The organism is Streptomyces sp. NPDC007905 (assembly GCF_042959345.1).
In the GTDB taxonomy this organism is placed as follows: Bacteria; Actinomycetota; Actinomycetes; order Streptomycetales; family Streptomycetaceae; genus Streptomyces.
The window spans coordinates 274791-293391 of the sequence record NZ_JBIBKS010000003.1 but is presented as its reverse complement, the minus strand read 5'-3'; the positions used below and the strand labels follow the sequence as shown (position 1 = coordinate 293391).

Annotated in this window: 14 protein-coding genes; 2 read left to right on the top strand and 12 right to left on the bottom strand. The window is 72.5% G+C overall.

The window, feature by feature from the left end:
• Positions 1-51 precede the first annotated feature (51 nt).
• The 12 genes from serS to ACFZDC_RS07640 form a co-directional block, all read right to left on the bottom strand.
• On the bottom strand, positions 52-1329 hold the full coding sequence (gene serS, locus ACFZDC_RS07695) for a serine--tRNA ligase (protein WP_391321191.1): 1278 nt from the start codon (positions 1327-1329) through the stop codon (positions 52-54).
• On the bottom strand, positions 1322-2797 hold the full coding sequence (locus ACFZDC_RS07690) for an amino acid permease (protein ID WP_391321189.1): 1476 nt from the start codon (positions 2795-2797) through the stop codon (positions 1322-1324). The genes serS and ACFZDC_RS07690 overlap by 8 nt, the downstream gene beginning before the upstream one ends.
• 100 nt (positions 2798-2897) lie before the next feature.
• Positions 2898-4118 carry a beta-ketoacyl-ACP synthase II gene (locus tag ACFZDC_RS07685; RefSeq protein WP_391321187.1) on the bottom strand — a complete coding sequence of 407 codons (1221 nt, stop codon included), beginning with the start codon at positions 4116-4118 and terminating at the stop codon, positions 2898-2900.
• The gene (locus tag ACFZDC_RS07680) at positions 4118-4348 is read right to left on the bottom strand and encodes a phosphopantetheine-binding protein (protein WP_391321185.1); all 231 of its coding nucleotides are present in this window, start codon (positions 4346-4348) and stop codon (positions 4118-4120) included. Before ACFZDC_RS07680 ends, ACFZDC_RS07685 begins: the two co-directional genes overlap by 1 nt.
• Positions 4349-4428: 80 nt before the next feature.
• Entirely contained in the window at positions 4429-5436 is a 1008-nt protein-coding gene (locus ACFZDC_RS07675; RefSeq protein WP_391321182.1) for a beta-ketoacyl-ACP synthase 3, read from the bottom strand.
• Positions 5433-6413, bottom strand: coding sequence for a VlmB-like protein (locus ACFZDC_RS07670; protein ID WP_391321180.1), 981 nt, complete (start codon positions 6411-6413; stop codon positions 5433-5435). The genes ACFZDC_RS07675 and ACFZDC_RS07670 overlap by 4 nt, the downstream gene beginning before the upstream one ends.
• Positions 6410-6964, bottom strand: a complete 555-nt coding sequence (locus ACFZDC_RS07665; RefSeq protein ID WP_391321178.1) for a flavin reductase — start codon at positions 6962-6964, stop codon at positions 6410-6412. Before ACFZDC_RS07665 ends, ACFZDC_RS07670 begins: the two co-directional genes overlap by 4 nt.
• A complete protein-coding gene (locus ACFZDC_RS07660; RefSeq protein ID WP_391321176.1) occupies positions 6961-7491 on the bottom strand; it encodes a hypothetical protein in 531 nt (176 codons plus the stop codon). Before ACFZDC_RS07660 ends, ACFZDC_RS07665 begins: the two co-directional genes overlap by 4 nt.
• A gap of 18 nt (positions 7492-7509) precedes the next feature.
• Positions 7510-7995, bottom strand: a complete 486-nt coding sequence (locus tag ACFZDC_RS07655; RefSeq protein WP_391321174.1) for an SRPBCC family protein — start codon at positions 7993-7995, stop codon at positions 7510-7512.
• 2 nt (positions 7996-7997) lie between these two features.
• Entirely contained in the window at positions 7998-9293 is a 1296-nt protein-coding gene (locus tag ACFZDC_RS07650; protein WP_391321172.1) for an aminotransferase class III-fold pyridoxal phosphate-dependent enzyme, read from the bottom strand.
• A 138-nt stretch (positions 9294-9431) separates the two neighbouring features.
• Positions 9432-10574: an acyl-CoA dehydrogenase family protein gene (locus ACFZDC_RS07645; RefSeq protein ID WP_391321170.1), complete on the bottom strand. Its 1143-nt coding sequence runs from the start codon at positions 10572-10574 to the stop codon at positions 9432-9434.
• Positions 10575-10604: 30 nt separating this feature from the next.
• The gene (locus ACFZDC_RS07640) at positions 10605-12236 is read right to left on the bottom strand and encodes an aldehyde dehydrogenase family protein (protein WP_391321168.1); all 1632 of its coding nucleotides are present in this window, start codon (positions 12234-12236) and stop codon (positions 10605-10607) included.
• 79 nt (positions 12237-12315) lie between these two features.
• Between ACFZDC_RS07640 and ACFZDC_RS07635 the strand changes: the two genes are divergently transcribed.
• A complete protein-coding gene (locus tag ACFZDC_RS07635; protein WP_391321166.1) occupies positions 12316-12696 on the top strand; it encodes a phosphopantetheine-binding protein in 381 nt (126 codons plus the stop codon).
• An 11-nt stretch (positions 12697-12707) separates the two neighbouring features.
• The gene (locus ACFZDC_RS07630; RefSeq protein ID WP_391321164.1) at positions 12708-18599 is read left to right on the top strand and encodes an SDR family oxidoreductase; all 5892 of its coding nucleotides are present in this window, start codon (positions 12708-12710) and stop codon (positions 18597-18599) included.
• Positions 18600-18601: the final 2 nt, after the last annotated feature.

Genomic DNA, 18601 nt, shown 5'->3' with positions numbered 1-18601 from the left:
GGCTCCCGCCCCTTCGTCGCGGTGTGGTTCGGCGCCTGTTTCCGTGCGTGGTTACTCGGTGCTCCCGCCCGGCAGGATCCGCCGGAACCCGGTGTACGGCACCAGGGCCTCGGGCAGCACCACGGAGCCGTCGTCCCGGACTCCCTGCTCCAGCAGCGCGGCCACCGTGCGGCCGATCGGCAGGGCCGAGCCGTTCAGCGTGGCCGCCGGCGTCTTGCGGCCGTCGGCCCGCTTGACCCGGATGTCGGCGCGACGGGCCTGGAAGGTGCCGCAGTCGGACACCGAGGAGATCTCCCGGTAGGAGCCACCGCCGGGCAGCCACACCTCGATGTCGTACGTCATCCGTGCCGAGAAGCCCATGTCGCCCGCGGGCAGCAGCACCGTACGGAAGGACAGTTCCAGCCGGCGCAGGCACTCCTCGGCATGCGCGACCATCAGCTCCAGCTGCTCCTGCGCCACCTCCGGCGCGCAGATCCGCACCAGCTCCACCTTCTCGAACTGGTGCAGCCGCAGCACACCCCGGGTGTCCCTGCCGTACGCCCCCGCCTCCGCGCGGAAGCAGGGGGTGCGGGCGGTGAACGCGTACGGCAGCGTCCGGGCGTCCAGGAGCTGTCCGGCCACCAGGTTGGTCAGCGGCACCTCGGCGGTCGGGATCAGGAACAGCTCACGGTCGCCGACCTGGGTGCGGAACAGGTCCTCCTCGAACTTGGGCAGTTGCCCGGTGCCGGTCATGGTGTCACGGCCGACCAGGAACGGCACCGACTGCTCGGTGTAGCCGTGCTCGCGGGTGTGCAGGTCGAGGAAGAAGTCGCCGAGGGCCCGCTCGAGACGCGCCCCGGCACCGTGCGAGACGCTGAACCGGGCGCCGGAGAGCCTGGCTGCCGCGGAGGAGTCGAGGATGCCGAGCGCCTCGCCGATCTCCGCGTGGTGCCGGGCGCCGTCCGCCGGACGCGGGGCGGGTCCCCCGCGCCGTACCTCCACCGCCTCCTTCTCCGAGTCGCCGTCCGGTACGGCGTCCAGCGGCAGGTTGGGAACGCCCAGCAGCAGGCCGGTCAGCTCGCCGGCGGCCGTGCGCGCGGCGCCCTCCGCCTGCTGCACCTGAGCGCGCAGCGCGCGGGCCACCTCCTTCTCCGCCTCGGTCGGCGGGCCGGAACGGCGGGCCTTGGCGGTGCGGTTCAGTTCGGTGCGCAGCCGGGTCACCTCGGCCTGCGTGGCCGAGCGGGCCCGCAGTGCCCGGCTCAGGGAGTCCAGGTCGAGGTCGTAGCGGCGGCGGGCCAGACGCCGTACGGCGTCCGGGCCGGCCTCGATCAGCTCGTTCGGATCATGCATGGCGGTCTCCTGACAGAGCGGGGGAGGCGGGGGAGAGGCCGGGGGCGGCGGCCGCGTTGTGCCGGGCGCCGAGCAGGCGATAGCGCAGGGGGTGGGCGGAGCGCAGCCGGGCGGCGTACAGCAGGCCGCCCAGGGCGACGAGCGGCAGCAGCCAGGGCAGGGCGGCGATCACCTCGGAGGGGGAGCCGGTGAGCATGTCGAAGTTGCCGACCACCAGCCACACCGAGGCGGCCAGGCCCACGAAGCCCAGCAGCGGCGCGAGGGTCTCCCGCCACCAGTGGCCGCCCCCGCGCAGCCGCAGCCCGAGCACGGACAGCGCGGCCAGCGCCTGCAGGGCGACGATGCCCAGGGTGCCGAGGCCGAGCATGCTGGTGGTCAGGTCGGCGTACGGGTCGAGACCGGCCACGGCGAAACCGCCCACGACCACCACCGTCAGCGCGCTCTGCGCGAGGCTTGCCCGGTGTGGGGAGCGGTGCCTGGGGTGTTCCGCGGCCAGCGCGCCCGGCAGCAGGCCGTCCTCGGCGAGGACCTGGGCGTAGCGGTTGGCGGCGCTGTGCAGGGCCAGCGTCGCCGCGAACAGGCTGGTGCAGAGCAGGATCTGCAGCCCGGTGCTGCCCGCCTTGCCGAGGAAGTCGTCGCCGAGGACGAAGAACAGATCGCCCATCTGCTTGCCCGCGACCTCCCGCACCCGGTCGCTGCCGACCGCGCCGACCGTCAGCCAGCTGGTGAGGGCGTAGAAACCGGCGATCAGGGTGACGGCCGCGTAGGTGGCACGGGGCACACTGCGCCGCGGGTCCTTCGCCTCCTTGCCGTACAGGGCGGCCGACTCGAAGCCGATGAAGGAGACGAACGCGAACATCAGCGAGACCCCGACGCCGTGCCCGGCCGCGATGTGCGGGGAGAAGGACGCGGCGGGCAGGGCGTGCAGGCCGTGCCGCGCCAGGATCGCCACGTCCAGGGCGGCCAGGACGCCGATCTCGCCGAGCATCAGCAGGGCCAGCACCCGGGCGCTGAGCGCGATCTCCCGGTAGCCGAGCACGGCCGTCAGCAGCAGACCGACGGCCGCGCACCACTCCCAGGACACCGTCAGGCCATGGGCGGCCAGCACCAGTTGGGTGAAGTAGCCGAGCGCGCCCGCCAGCCCGACGGTCGCGCAGTTGTAGGAGAGCAGCGCGACATAGCCGGCGGCCACCGCGGGCGGACGGCCGAGCCCGTCGGCGACGGAGGCGTAGAAACCGCCGGAACCTCCGGTACGGCGGGCGCTGACCGCGTAGCCGACCGAGAAGCACAGCAGGGTGATCCCGGCGAACAGGAAGGCCGCGGGTACGCCCGGGCCGTTACCGAAGGCGAAGGCGAGCGGAACGGTACCGACCATGGCGGAGAGCGGGGCCGCGGCGGCGACGATCAGAAAGAGGATGTGCCCGGTACCGAGCCGACCGGACTGGGGCGGGGAACCACTGGTGGACATGGCTGACTCCTGAACCGATCAAAGGGGTTGGGGAGAGGGAAACGTGCGACAGCCGCCCGCGGCGGACCGGCGGACGGCTGTCTGGCTCTGGCGCCGTACGTCAGGCGGGAGCGATCGCCAGCGCCGTGTTCTGCCCGCCGAAGCCCAGCGAGTTGCTCAGAGCAAGGTCGATGGGCATCCCGGTGACCGTCTGGGCCAGCTTGATCTCGATCCGGGGATCGGGCATGACCAGGTTGGCGACGGGCGGAATCAACTCGTGCTCGACGCTCAGCACGGCGAACGCGGCCTCGACCGCGCCGGCGGCGCCCAGCAGATGACCGGTGACTCCCTTCGTGGAGGTGACCAGAGGATCCCCGCGCAGGGTCCGCTGGATCATGCGGGCCTCCGACAGGTCGTTGAGCGGGGTCGAAGTCCCATGGGCATTGACGTGCTGCACGTCGTCCGGGTCGGCGCCCGCGTCGGCGAGGGCCGCGCGTACGGCCGCCTCGATGCCGGTGCCGTCCGGGTGCGGCGAGGTCATGTGGTGGGCGTCGGCGGTGGCGCCGTACCCGATGATCCGGCCGTGGATGTGCGCGCCCCGGGCGCGGGCGTCCGCGACGCGTTCCATCACGAGGATCCCGGCGCCCTCCCCGGCGACGAAGCCGTCCCGGTCCACGTCGAACGGACGGGAGGCGGCCGCTGGGTCGTCGTGCCGTTTGGACAGCGCGCCCATCTGTGCGAAGCCGGCCATGACCAGCGGAGTGATCATGGCCTCGCTGCCGCCCGCGAGGACGATGTCGCAGCGGCCGAGGGCGAGCAGGTCCCGGGCGGTGCCGATGGCGGTCGCGCCCGAGGCGCAGGCGGTGGCCACCACCAGGTTGGGCCCGGTCGCCCCGAACTCGATGGCCGTCTGCCCGGCCAGCATGTTCGGCAGCTGCATGGGCAGCAGCAGCGGCGACACCCGGTCGGCGCCCTGCTCGCGCAGCACATGGTGCTGTTCCTCGACCGTGCCCGGTCCGCCGTCGGCGCAGCCCAGCACCACACCCACCCGCGCGCCGTCCCAGGTCTGCGGGTCGAGGCCCGCGTCGGCCACCGCCTCGTGCGCGGCGACCAGCGCGAACTGCACGAACCGGTCCAGGCGGTGCGCGCGCCGCGCACTCAGCAGGGTCTCGGGGTCGAAACCGGGCACCCGGCAGGAGATCTGTACGGGGTTGTCGACCAGCACCGGATCCAGGGCGGCGGCCGGCCTGCCGTCGCAGACCGCCGCCCAGCTCGGCCCGACCCCGATACCACCCGGGGTGACCAGGCCGAGCCCGGTGACGGCGATGTCCATCCCGGCCATCAGACCGTCGCGCTCCGCTCCTCCATGAGCCGGACCATGTCGCCCACGGTCTCGGCCTCCAGGAGATCGTCGTCGCTGATGTCCAGGTCCAGCTCGGACTTCAGCAGCAGCGACAGCTCCACCACGGCCAGCGAGTCCAGCTCTATGTCCTCCCGGGTTGCCTCCGCAGTGATGGACTCGGGCGACACCTTGAGCTTGTTGGACAGGATTTCCTTGAGCTGCTCCAGCATGTCGGTTCCTTTCGAGGGTGTACGCGCCGCGCGTACCGCTGAATCGATATGAGTGATCGATGTGAGTTGCTGACGATCGGTCAGATGGTTTGCAGCTCCGGCCAGACGACGGTGGCGGCGCCCCAGGACAGGCCTCCGCCGAACGCGGTGAGCAGCACTCGGTGGCCCGCCGCGAGCCGGCCCTCGGCGGTGGCCTCGGCGAGCAGCAGCGGAATCGAGGCGGCGCCGGTGTTGCCGACCCGTGCGATGTTGCTCAGCTGCCGCTCGGCCGGGATGCCGAGCCGGTCCGAGACGGCCTCCAGGATCCGGGCGTTGGCCTGGTGCGCCACGAACCGGTCGATGTCGTCGAGACGCCATCCGGCGCGCTCGGCGGCCTCGTTGGACGCGGCGGTCATGCGCTCCACCGCGTGCCGGTAGGTGTCCCGGCCGAGCATCCGGAAGTAGTGGTCCTCCGGGTCGACCGGCCGGTCGCTGGAACGCTGCCGGGAGCCGCCCGCCGGTACCTCGATCAGATGGCTCAGCTCGCCGTCGCTGCCGAGCACCAGCGGGCCGATCGCCCCGTGTTCCCCGGCGCCGCCGGCCCGCAGCACCACCGCGCCCGCCCCGTCCGCGAAGATCACCGCGGTGGTGCGGTCCTCCGGGTTGATGATCGTGGTGAAGGCGTCCGCGGCGATCAGCAGCACCCGGTCGGCGATCCCGGCCGCGATGAGCCCCGCGGCCGAGGCCAGGCCGTACAGGAACCCGGAGCAGACGGCCGCCACGTCGAAGGCGGGCACCTGCCCGAGCCCCAGCCGCGCGGCCACCTGCGGCGCGGTCGCCGGGCAGGGCTGGTCGGGGGTGGTGGTGGCCAGCACCACCGCCCCGACCCGCTCGTCGCCCGCCGACTTCAGCGCCCTCAGGCCCGCCTCCACCGCGAGATCGCCGGTGGAGGTGCCCGGGGTGATGACGTTGCGCTCGGCGATCCCGGTGCGCGACCTGATCCAGGCGTCGGAGGTGTCGAGCCGTTCGGCCAGGTCGTCGTTGGTCACCACGTTGGGCGGGACGTACGACCCGATGCCGGTGACGACCGCGGCCCGGCCGGTGCTCATGCGCCGGCCTCCGAGGCGAGCACCTCGACCGGCAGGCCCATGTACGTCATGCGGACCTCGGCCATCTCGTCGGTCCACTGCTCGGCCATGTCGTAGCGCTGCTCGGCGGTGGTGTCCAGCAGCCGCACGCCCGGCCAGATCTCGTAGTCCCCGATCCGGTCGGCGTGCTGGTGCATGCCCTCCTGGAACAGCTCCTCGCGGTGGATGACGAACTCCCGGTCCGGGATCTCGTCCCACAGCTTCACGCCCGAGCGCAGGATCTCCAGCAACCGCGGCTTGTACTCCGGGTGCTCGATCAGGTGGTCGCGCAGGATGGTGCTGGCGACGGTGAGATGACGGATCTCGTCGATCGCGGTGCCGCGCGAGATCTCGCCGGTCGCCGGGGACAGCGGGGTCCACTTGCGCTCGCTCAGCTCGGCGGCCGGGGCGAGCACGCCCTCGATGATGATGGCGAACACGGCGACCCCGCCGGGGAAGTCGGCCTGGTCGCGGACGATGTCCAGGGTGAAGTCCACCACCGGGTCCAGGACCCGCTTGCGGTAGTCCCGGGCCATCTCCTCGATGTCCTTCAGCAGCGTGTCCGCCGGGACGCCCAGCTCCACCAGGTGCTGCCGGAAGACCCGCGCGTGCCGGGCCTCGTCGATCAACTGGGTGGCGTAGAACTCCATCTGGGGGATGCCGGGTGCGATCGAGACGTAGTGGCCGAGCAGTCGGGTGGCCAGCTCCTCCGCCAGTGCCCGGAAACCGAACTCCAGCACCAGCGCCTCGCGCAGCGGGCCGGGTGCCTTCAGGAAGTCGGGCGTGACGGCACTCTCGTGGTGGCCGGTCACCCCGCGGTCGCGCAGCGTGCCCTGGGCCACCGAGGTGATCCAGTAGGCGAGGTCGCACTCCTCGGGGCCGAGGGTGAGTTCCTTCGCGCCGTCCAGCAGACCGGGCGCCTTGTCCCAGTCCGCCTCGGGAGCTACGGGTGCGGTCATGATGCGGCGGCCTCCTTCGCCGGGCGCAGGGAGCCGGCGTACAGCCCGCCGGCGTAACTGAACAGGGGGAGCCCGTCGTCGGCGGTGGCCCGCACCACGTGGCCGAGCAGCAGTTCGCTGTCGCCCGCGGCGTGCGCGGAGTGGAACCGGCAGACGTAGTGGGCGAGCGCGCCCGCGATCAGCGGGGCGTGCGCGTACCGGTCCGCCGTCCAGGCCAGGCCCGCGAAGGCCTCGTCCCCGTCCGGCCGGCCGCTGTCCGCGAACCGCCGGGCCACGGCGGCCTGGTCGCCGCCGAGCACGTTGACGGCGAACCGGCCCTCGGCGGCCGCCAGCCGGGCGAAGGACGAACCCGCCCGCAGGACGACCCCGACCAGCAGGGGCGAGCGCGAGACCAGGGTCACCGTGCTGGCGGTGGTGCCGTGCATCCGGTCCTCGGGGCCGGTGGTGAGCACCGACACCGGCGAGGCCAGGTGGTACAGCGCACGGCGGCGCTCGGCCGGGTCCTGCCGGACCGGGCGGCGGGCGGCGCGTATGTCGGTCGCGGTGGTCATCGCACGGCCTCCGTCTCCCGTACGGCACGGGCGGGAACGTGCCCGACCGGGACCGGGTCCGGCACGTGCCCGACCGGCTTCGGGTGGGGCAGGCCCAGGTCGTCCAGCAGCCGCAGATAGCCCTCCTGGCGCACCGGCTCGAAGGGCAGCGCGAAGGACTTCATGAAGTTGCCGAACAGGCCGCGGTCGCCGAACAGATGGAACGGCAGCACCAGCAGCGCCCACTCCGGCTTGACCATCCAGCACCACAGTGCGGCCACCGCGCCCTGCGTGATCAGGCTGTGCATGACGTTGTAGAGGACGTAGTACGCCTTGGGGATCGGCCGGCCACCGCTCCTGCGGAACGCGAGGGCGCCCGGGACGTAGCCGATCAGGTCGATGTAGAGGAACAGTCCGATCGCCGGCAGCCAGCGGATGTCGCCGAAGTGGTAGACGATCAGGCCGGTGGTGACGGCGAGGCCCACCAGGTACTCGGCGCGGTGCAGCGAGTACGTGCGGGGTGTCTCGAAGGGGTTCGCCTGGTCCATGGTCAGCTCCTCGGCGGATTACCGGGCGCCGACCGTGGCGGGCTCGGTGAGTTCGATGCCGCCCTGGATGCGCACCGCCGGGTACAGGCCGGTCAGCGCCCAGGCGACGGTCTCCTTGATCACCCGCTCGGCGATGGGGTCGAGGATGCCCTCCAGGCTCGGGATGCCGAAGTCGAAGTCGGCGTCGAAGCGGACGGTCACGTCGTCCCCGGACTGCCGGACCGACCAGGTCCCGGAGAAGGAGTCGAAGTCGCCGTCGGACTGCTCGAAGCGGATCTCACCGCTGTCCGGCAGCACGGTGTCGTCCTCGGTCCAGCGCAGCAGGCCGCTGCGGAAGTGCAGCTCCCAGCTGGAGGAGGCCTTGGGGTCGGGGTAGGAGGCGTGCACGGTGGTCGCGTTCACGTGGGGCGCCAGGTCCGGGTACTTCTCCCAGCGCCGTACGGCGTGCAGGACCGTTTCGGCCTGCTCCGCGGGTATCAGGGCATCGAGTTCGACGTGCCGCACGATCAGTTACCGCCTTCCGGCATCTTGGCCGCGCCCCTGATCAGGTCGCGGGTGGCCAGGTCGAAGGAGTTGACGAGGAAGTCCACGTCGGTGTCGTCCAGCACGGCGGGCGGGGTGAACCGCACCACCGAGCTGCCGTTCATGGAGTGGTTGGCGACCACGCCGTGGTTGAACAGCTCGATCAGCAGCTCGCCGGCCAGGCCGGCCTCCACGAGCTCCACGCCGATGAGCAGGCCCCGGCCGCGCACGTCCACGACCAGCTCGGGGATGTTGCGGCGGGCCACCTCCGTGATCCGCGGCAGCAGCCGGGCGCCGAGGTCCATGGCCCGGGTGACCAGGCGCTCCTCCTTGACGGCCCGGATCGCGCCCTGCACCGCGGCCATCAGCACCGGCTGACCGGAGAAGGTGGCGGTGTGGACGTAGGGGTCCTTGTCGAAGGGGCGGAACGCCTTGCGGGTGGCGACGGCCGCCGACACCGGCATCACGCCGCCGCCGAGCGCCTTGCCGGTGAGCAGAACGTCCGGGACGACGCCCTCGATGTCGGCGCCCCACCACTCGCCGAGCCGCCCGAAGCCGGACTGCACCTCGTCGAGGATCAGGAAGCCGTCGTACTCGCGGACCAGCTCCTCGACCCGCTTCAGGTAGCCCTTGGGCGGGACGATGACGCCGCCCTCGCCCTGGACCGGCTCCAGGATCACGCAGACCTCGCCCGGGTGGGCCCTCAGCTCGGCCTCCAGCGCGTCGGCGTCGCCGAACGGCAGGTGCTGGAAGTCGGGAATGAGCGGGCGGAACGGCGCCTGGTAGACGTCCTTGGCGGTCGCCGACAGGGCACCCAGGGTCTTGCCGTGGTAGCCGCCGCGCATCGAGATCGTCCGCTTGCGGCCGTTCGCGCGGGCCAGCTTCAGACCCGTCTCCACCGCCTCCGCGCCGGACAGCGCGAAGTGGACGCGGTCGAGACCGGCCGGCAGCACGGACACCAGGGCCTGCGCGGCGCGGGCCACCGTCGGCTCCAGCAGGATCCGGGTCGCGGTGGGGTGGGTACGCAGCTGGCGCTCCACCTCCTCGATCACGATCGGGTGGCGGGCGCCCATGATGAACACGCCGTAGCCACCGGCGTTCAGGAAGCGCTCACCGTCGCTGGTGGTCAGCCAGGCGCCCTCGGACGCCACCTCCATGTGGCTGCCGAACAGCTCGGCGAGTGTGGCCCGGCCCTTGCTGAGGTGGGCCCGGTACAGATTGAGGATCTCCGCCTCCGTGTCGGCGGCGGTCGCCGTCGGAGACTCCTGCATGACGGTCACGTGTCGCTCACTCCAAAGGGTGGGTGGGGGAGCGCCCCGGAGGGGCGCGGGGCCGTGCTCGATGTGCGGCCGCCGCCGCGTGCGCGCGACCGGCCACAGCCGGCCCGCGGTCGCCCACTCGGCCGAACCGGCCGAGCTCTACGCCAGGACCAGCGGCCCCCCGCCGACATACGCGAGCAAGGGCTCGGCCGCGGCGATACGGGACGGCGGATGGAAGGCCAGGGCGCGAGTGGCGGCAGCGGCCTGCGCGCTCGCCGGGTTGCTGATGAAGTCGAGGCCGCCGAGCAGCTCCAGGGCCCGCCCGACGATGTCCGGCAGCGCGTTCTGCACGGCGTACCGTGCGACCAGCACACGGGCCACCGACTCCTCGTCGCCGGGCTCCGGGCCGGTGCCGCGGGCCACGCCCTCCAGCAGGGCGAGGGCGGCCTCCATGTCGACGGCGAGCGCGGCCCGCTCCTCGACGCTGCCCCGCTGCCGCTCCAGCACCTGCTCCACCAGGGCGGCGGCACTGCCCGCGTACCCGGCGGAGATCAGCATCTCGAACCAGACGAACCCGGCGGACTGCAGGTCGTCGAGGCGGGTGGGGTCATCTGCGCCGGCCCGGACGACCATCTCGGCCGGGACGAACACGTCCTCCAGGCGCACCTCGTCGCTCTCCGCGCCGGCCAGCAGGTCGTTGCCCCAGAAGGCGTGCACGGACATGCCCGGCGCGTCGGCGGGCACCAGCGCGAGCGCCAGCTCCGGCTCGCCGCCGTCCTCGCCGTGGATGGCGATGGACGCGGTGAGCAGGCTCATCGAACGGGACAGGCTGCACGGCTTCTTGGAGCCGGACAGCAGGAACCCGCCCTCCACCGGACGCGCGGTCACGGCCGGCTTCAGGATGTTCTGCGCGGTACGGCCCTCGGCCCAGCCGGAGGCCATCACCTGCTGCTCCGGCACGATCCGGTGCAGCAGCTCGGTCTGCGCGCCGGTGAGCCGGCCCGATTTGACCGCCAGCGAGTACAGCATGGCGACGGTGAAGTGGTGCATGGACACGGCCGCGACCAGCGACGGCGACAGGGCACCCAGGGCCAGCTGGACCCGCAGCGCCTCGAGCGGGGCGGCGCCCTGGCCGCCGTAGGCCTCGGGTATGAGCAGACCGACCCCGCCGTGGATGCGGAACAGGTCGATCACCGGGCTGCCGGGCCGCTCCCGCTCGGTGTACGGAATCTGCTCCAGCTCCTTGAGCAGTCCGGGGTGGAACCGCTCGCAGACGGTCCGGGCAGCATCGAGGGAACGCACGGGAAACCTCCGGAGGACGTGGACGGGGGGTCAGGCGCCGAAGACCGCGTCGTACGGGCTCACGTCGCGGGCGATGCTGACTCCCTGGACGTGGGAGGTCTTGAGCATCGGGTAGTTGGCCTCGCCGAAGGCGCCGCCGGTGCGGCCGGTGCCGCCGTGGCTGGGCAGGTACGGCAGGAAGCCGATGTGGGAGTCGTTGACCTTCAGCAGGCCGCCGTTGACCACGCGGCGCACGAAGGTCTCGATGACGTGGTCCGAGCGCGACCACAGCGAGTTGCGCAGCCCGTAGTCGTTGCTGTTGACGAACTGCAGGAACGCCTCCAGCAGCGCGTCGTCGTTGTCGCGTTCGGGGACCACGATCGGGATCAGCGGGAAGAACGTCTCCTCCCGGACCACGTCGTACGTCCGCGCCCGGTCCAGGCCGTCCACCCGCACCACCGTCGGCTGCAGGAACACACCCGTCTCGGACACCGTGCCGTCGACCTCGGTGCGGTTGCCGCCGGTGACCAGCTCGGCGCCGTTGTCCAGCGCCTGGCGCAGCAGCCGGAAGAACCGCTCGCTGCGCCTGACCGGCGACAGCAGCACGTCCTCCTCCTCCGGCAGGCCCGGCTTGATGCCCTTGACCTGCTCCTTCACCTCGGCGATCAGCGCCTCGGCGACCTCGGGGTGCACCAGCACGTAGTTGGGCACCATGCAGATCTGGCCCGAGCCGTAGAAGGCCTCCGTGATGGCCTCGGCCGCCCACTTCACGTCGGCGTCCTTCCACACCACGATGCCGTCGTTGCCGGCGAGTTCGAGGATCGGCTTCTTGCCGTGCGCCACGCAGCTCTGCTCGAAGCGCAGGCCCTCCTGGCTGCCGCCGATGTAGAAGATGTCGTTGATCAGCGGGTCGGCGATCCAGCGGTCCATGGTCTGCTTCGGGTTGGAGCACACCGCGTTGAGCACACCGGCCGGCGCGTCGATCTCCTCCAGCAGCGGGGCGACGATGTCGCGCAGCAGCCACATGGTGGACAGCGCGATGCTGCGGGGCGCCCGCACCACGACGGCGTTGCCGGCCATCAGCGCCAGCACGCACAGGGCGGCGCTCGGCAGCGGGGCGTTCTGCGGCGGGTTGAAGGCGACCACGCCGTCCGGCTGGCGGTGCAGGATCAGCTTGCGGCCGTTGTACTCCTTCTCGACCCGCATCTGCTTCAGGTACCAGCGCAGGGAGCCCGGGGCGTAGATCTGCAGCAGGCAGCTCAGCTCCCAGCGGGCCAGCTTCACGGGGTGGGACTCGGCGACCAGCATGCGCAGGAACTCGTCCTGGTGCTTGATCAGTTCCTCGCGGAACCGGGTGCCCAGCCGCATCCGCCGCTCCAGCGGTACGGCCGCCCAGTCGGGGGCGGCCGTGGCGGCCGCCTGGGTGGCCAGGTCGATGGCGGCGTCGTCCGCGATCGCGCAGCGCCCGACGACGTAGGGGTGCTTGGCCGCCTCGGACTCCGGGTCCTGTTCGAGGGAGCGCTTCAGGCTCACGCTGGTGAACACGTCTTCCAGCAGGGAGCGTCCGCTCACGGTGTAGACCCAGCCGTCCCCGGCGACGTCCTTGCCCGCGATATAGAGGTCGTAACTCTTCAATCCGGAAGGTGCCTCAGCACTCTCCTCCTGCGCGGCTTCGCGAAGCATCTTCAGCCTTTCGGATATGGCGTGTGGATTTCTTGAAGCAATGCGAGCCTGACAGCGGAATCTGACCCCGCGCTGACGCGTGACTGACCGCGTCGATCCGGCCAAGGAAGCGCTCTCGGGTCGTCAGTGGGGCGTCAGCCGGCGCTGCTTGCATGACCGCATGCCACCTGTCGACAGCACGATCGAGCGGTTGCGCGACCTGCCGCGCAGTGAGCTCGCCGAAGAAATCGAGTCAATCGTCCTGGAGAAGTTCAAGGCCGTACTTCTCATGGACGATTCCGAGGATCTCCCCCTCGACATCAGCTATTTCGATCTCGGCCTCACCTCGCTGCGGCTGACCGAGATACGACAGAGCCTGGAGCAGCTCCTGGACCTGTCGATCAACGTCAACGTGCTCTTCAACGAGCCGACGATCGCCCACCTCGTGGACCACCTGACCCAGGCCATCCAGGAAGCTTGAGGAGTCGCTCCATGCCGCGTACGGAATCAGAGCAGGCGCCCGAGCCGGTCGCGATCGTCGGAATCGGTCTGCGGTTCCCCGGCGGCAGCGGCTCGCCCGACGAGTTCGACGCCTTCCTGAAGGAGGGCCGCAGCGGAATCGTCCCGATCCCGCGGGACCGCTGGGACGTCGACGCGTTCACCCCCGAGGGCCCCGACGACAAGGGCAAGATCCGCGCCTCGGCCGGCGGGTTCCTCGACCGCATCGACCTGTTCGACGCCGCCTTCTTCAACATCTCCCCGAAGGAGGCCCGCTACATGGACCCCCAGCAGCGGCTGCTGCTGGAGACCGCCTGGCAGGCGCTGGAGCACGCGGGCATCGACCCGGCACCGCTGCGCCGCGGCAACGGCGGCGTGTACATCGGCGCCAGCTCCATCGACTACGCGCTCGAACTCGACTCGCTGCCGTACGAGGAGCTCGACGGCCATCTGGCCTCCGGCATCACCATGTTCCCGCTGTCGGGACGCCTTTCCTACTTCCTCGGCTGGCGCGGCCCGAGCATGAGCGTCGACACCGCCTGCTCGTCCTCCCTGGTCGCGCTGCACCTGGCCGTGAACGCCCTGCGGGCCGGCGAGACCGACATCGCGCTGTGCGGCGGCGTCAACGCCCTGCACCACCCGCGCATCCCGGTGATGTTCTCCAACGCCCAGATGCTCTCCCCGGACGGCCAGTGCAAGACCTTCGACGAGGCCGCCGACGGCTACGCGCGCGCCGAGGGCTGCGGGATCGTCGTCCTCAAGCGGCTCTCCGACGCCGAGCGCGACGGCGACCGGATCCTCGCCCTGGTGCGCGGCACCGCCGTCGGACAGGACGGCGACAGCGCCGGCCTGACCGTGCCCAACGGGCCCGCCCAGGAGAAGGTCATCCGCACCGCCCTGGCCGCCGCCCACCTCGCGCCCGAGGACATCCAGTACGTCGAGGCGCACGGCACCGGCACCCCGCTCGGCGACCCCATCGAGTTCGGCGCCATCGGCGACGTGTTCGTCGACTCCCACACCAAGGACCGGCCGGTGCTGGTCGGTTCGGTCAAGACCAACCTGGGCCACATGGAGCCCGCCTCCGGCATCGTCGGCGTCATCAAGACCGTGCTCCAGCTGCGCTCCGGCACGATCTACCCGCACATCAACCTCAACACCCCCTCGGGACGCATCCCCTGGGACCTCTACCCGGTACGGGTCCCCACCGCCTGCGAGCCGTGGGAGGCCGAGGTCAGGCGCGCGGTCGTCAACAGCTTCGGGTTCGCCGGGACCATCGGCGCGGTGGTGCTGGAGCAGGCGCCCGAGCCGGCCGGGCAGCCGCGGGCACAGGACGGTGCCGCGCCGCTGTTCACCCTGTCCGCGAAGAACGCCACCGCCCTGCGGGAGCACGCCGCAGGCTACCGGCAGTTGCTGGACGACCGGCCGGACCTCTCCGTGCCGGCGCTGTGCCACAGCGCCAACACCACCCGCACCCACCACCCCTACCGCGTCGCCGCCCCCGTCGCCGACCGCGCCGCGCTCGTCCGGCTGCTGGACAAGGCCGCCGAGGCCGAGCACGAGGGGCCCTCCGGCATCCGCAAGACCGCGTTCATGTTCACCGGCCAGGGCTCCCAGTACGCCGGCATGGGCGCCGCCCTCTATGCGGCCCTGCCCGTCTTCCGCGCCCAGGTGGACGCGTGCGACCTGCTGTTCGCCCAGCACCTGGACCGCTCCGTGCGCGAGCTGCTGCTCGGCACCGCCGCCGATCCGGAGGCGATCGACCGCACCGAGTACACCCAGCCCGCCCTGTTCACCCTGGAGTACGCGCTCGCCCAGCAGTGGATGGCCTGGGGCGTGCGCCCGAACGTGCTCATCGGGCACAGCATCGGCGAGGCGGTCGCCGCCGCCGTGGCCGGCCTGTTCAGCCTGCCCGACGCGGTACGGCTGGTCGCCGCCCGCGGCCGGCTGATGCAGGCCGTGCGCACCGAGGGCGGCATGGCCGCCGTCGCCGCGCCCGTCGAGGAGGTCGCGCCCCTGCTGGAGGGCCACGCCGACCTGGCCCTGGCCGGGATCAACGCCCCCGACCAGACGGTGATCTCGGGTGCGACGGCCGCGCTGGACGAGGTCGTCGCCATCCTGGAGGGCCAGGGCGTCCGCGTCGACCGCCTCAAGGTCTCGCACGCCTTCCACTCCCCGCTGATGGCCGAGGTCTACGACGACTTCCGCGCCGCCCTCGACGGCATCACCTTCCACGAGCCGAAGATCAGTCTCATCTCGAACGTCACCGGACGCCTGGCCCGGTTCCGCGAGATCGGCGACCCCGACTACTGGGTGCGGCACATCGGCGAACCCGTCCGCTTCCTCGACGGCATCCGGGCCGTCGCCAAACGCGGCCGGCACGCCCTGATCGAGATCGGGCCCCAGGCCGGGCTCACCGCGCTCGCCCGGCGCAGCGTCACGGTCGAGGACCACCTGTGGCTGGCCAGCCTGCGCCGCCGCGACACCACCACCGCGACCACCCTCACCGCCCTCGCCGACTACTACGCGGCCGGGCTGGGCGTCTCCTTCGCCGCCTACCACGCCGGCCACCCCGTGCCCGCCCGCGTGGACCTGCCGACCTACGCCTTCCAGCGCAAGCGCTACTGGCTGCCCACCGCCACCCCCCGCAAGTCCGCCGCGAACGGCACCGCACGGCACCTGCTGCTCGGCGTCGAGGAGCGGTTCGCCAGCGGAGTACGGGAGTTCCACGCGGAGTTCACCACCGAGGAACTCGGCGCGCTCGCCGACCTCGCCGACGGCGGCCGTACCGTCCTGCCGGCCGGAGCCTACGTCGACCTGCTGCTCGCCGTGCAGGACGCGGTCCAGGGCCACGCCCGCTCCGCCGTCCGCGACCTGAAGCTGCTCACCCCGCTGGAGCTGCCCGCCGAGACCCTGACCGCGCTGACCACCCGCTGGCGGCCGCGGCCGGGCGGCGGCGCCGAGGTGGAGGTGTTCACGGTCGTCGGCGGCGAGGAGAACCTGCACGCCACCGCCGTGGTCGCCGCGGAACGCGAACCCCTCGTGCCCGTCTCGGAGCTGGCCGAACTGGACGCAACACTCGCCCCGGCCGGGCAGCGGATCGACGACGAGGACATCTACACCGACCTCGCCTCCGTCGGCCGCCCCCAGGGCCCCCGCATGCGGCTCCTGCTGCGCGCCGCCCGGCACGCCGACGCAGCGCCCCAACAAACAACGTTCGCCCCGTCACGACGCCCGGCACGCTCCCCCAAGCTCTTCGAGCAGGGGGCACCCCCACTCGCCGCAGCGGCCGAAAGCCCGAATACGTCCAGTACGCAGGCTTCCGGCCGGCACGCCGAGAGCACGCACCGGACGCCGCTCCTCGAAGGGCAGACGTTGCCTGCCGGGGCACTGGTCACCGGCGAGTTGACCGGCCGCGACGCCACCGCCGTCGAGCACGTCCCGGCGGAGCTGCTGGAGGCCGCCGTCCAGGCCCTGGTCGTCCTCGACCCCGAGGGCCCGGTGTTCGTGCCGCGCGAGATCGCCTCCGTACGCCACTTCCGCAAGCCGCGCGGCGAGAACCTGCGTGTCCTCGCCCGGGTCCGCGGCGAGCAGGACCGGCGCCTGGCCGACGTGCTGCTGCTGGAGAACGGGGACCCGGTCGCCGAGCTGCTCGGGGTCCGCATGGCCCGGCCCGAGGGCCGCGGTGGCCGCCGCCAGTTCCTGCACCGCCCCGACTGGGTGCGCCGGGCGCTGCCCGCCAAGGAGCACGCGCCGGCCCGGCACGTCGTCCTGCTCGACCCGTCCGCGGTCCGGGCCGCCGAACTGGCCGCCGAGCCCGGCCTGAAGGTCACCTGGCTGCCCGACCTCACGGACCTCAAGGCGGCGCTGGAGGACCCCACCGTCACCGACGTCTGCCGGATCTGGCGGCAGCTCCCGGCCCCGATGTCGGTCGGCCGGCTGCGCGCGGAGTGCGAGGACAACTACCGCGAACTCCTCGCACTGATCGGCGTGTTGGACGCCTCCGGCACGCCCCGGCCGCCCCGGCTCTGGCTGGTCACCGAGGGCGCCCAGTGGCTGCCCGGCGACCCGGCCGGCGACGGCGGCCACCTCGGCGCGGCCACCCTGTGGGGCTTCGGCCGGGTGCTGCTGACCGAGTACCCGCAGTACCGGGCGACCCTCGTGGACCTCGCCCCGGGCAGCGGCCTCGCCCCGCTCGCCGACGAGTGGCGGTCCGAGCCGTCCGGCGAGTACCAGGTCGCCCACCGCCCCGGCCGCCGTTATGTCCGCCGGCTGCTCGCCGGTGACTCGACCCTCACCTGGCAGGGCGGCTTCGAACTGCGCGCCCCCGACTCCGGCGACCTGTCCGACCTGGCACTCGCCGCGGTCACGGACCGGGCGCCCGGGCCCCAGGAGGTCCAGGTCCGCGTGCACACCGTCGGCCTGACCGCCGAGGACGCCCGCACCGCCCTGGACACCGGCCGCGCCGAGCGCGCGGAGGAGGACGGGGCCCAGGAGGAACCCGCGCCGCTGCTGGGCCGGTTGGCCCGCGGCACGGTTCTCGCCGCCGCCGAAGGCACCGGCTTCGCAGCCGGCGACGAGGTCCTCGTCCGCCACGACGGCACGTTCCGCTCCACGCTCACCGTCCCCGCGGTGGCCGTGGTGCACGCCACCGGCTCCGACGACACCGCGCCCCGCTTCCGGCTGGACGAGACCGGCGAGGCCCTGCGCACCGCCCTGTCCGACCCCGCAGGGCGCGCCTGGGTGACGCTCCCGGAGGACCCGGCCGAGGAGCGGACCGGCCCCGTCGACGAGGGCCCCACCGGCCTCCGGGCCGACCGCACCTACCTGGTCACCGGCGGTCTCGGCGGCCTCGGCCTGGTCACCGCGCGCAAACTGGTCGCCCTCGGCGCCCGGCACCTGACCCTGGTCAGCCGCAGCGGCCGGGCCACCGACGAGGCCTCCCCGTTCCTCGCGGACCTCGCCGCCGACGCCGAGATCGACGTCGTACGCGCCGACATCTCCCGCTCGCAGGACGTCCAGCGCCTGGTACGGCACCTCGCGGCCGGCCCGTACCCGCTCGGCGGGATCGTGCACGCCGCCGGCTCCTACGACAAGAAGCTGGTCTCCGAGCTGACCTGGGAGTCGATCGATGCCCAGCTGGCGGCGAAGGCCTACGGCGGCTGGCTGCTGCACGAGGCCGCCGAGGAGTCCTTCCCCGAGCTGGAGTTCTTCGTCACCTACTCCTCCATCGCCTCCGTCCTCGGCGGCGCCACGCAGGGCCACTACGCCGCCGCCAGCGCCGCGCTGGACGCACTCGCCGAGTGGCGCGGCCGGCGCGGGGTGCCGGGGCTCTCGGTGAACTGGGGCGCCTGGGCCCGGGTCGGCATGTCGGCCCGGCTGGAGGAGCACCTCAGCCAGGAGATCGAACGCAGCGGCGTCCGCTTCTTCTCCCCGACCCGGGCCCTGGACACCCTGGCCCGGCTGTGGGGAAGGCCACGCACCCAGCGGATCGTCGGTGAGTTCGACTGGGACCGTTACGTCTCGGGCAGCGTCACCGGCGACCTGTTCTACGACCGGCTGGCCCGGCAGGCCCCCGACGACGACGGCACCGGCCTCGACCTCACGGCGCTGGCCGCGCTGCCCGGGGCCGAACGCCTGGCCGCCGTCACCGGTGTGGTCCGCGAGAAGGTCGCCGCCGTCCTGCACCTGGAGGAGGGCGACGAGCTGGACGTGTCCACCGAGTTCGTGTCGCTGGGCCTGGACTCCCTGATGGCCCAGCAGGTCAAGGCCGCCCTGGAGCAGACCTTCCGGCTGCCCCTGCCGGCCTCCCTCACCCACGACCACCCCACGGTCCGCGCGCTGGCCCAGTTCGTCGACGGGCAGCTCGGCCCGGTGCCGGCGGCGTGACG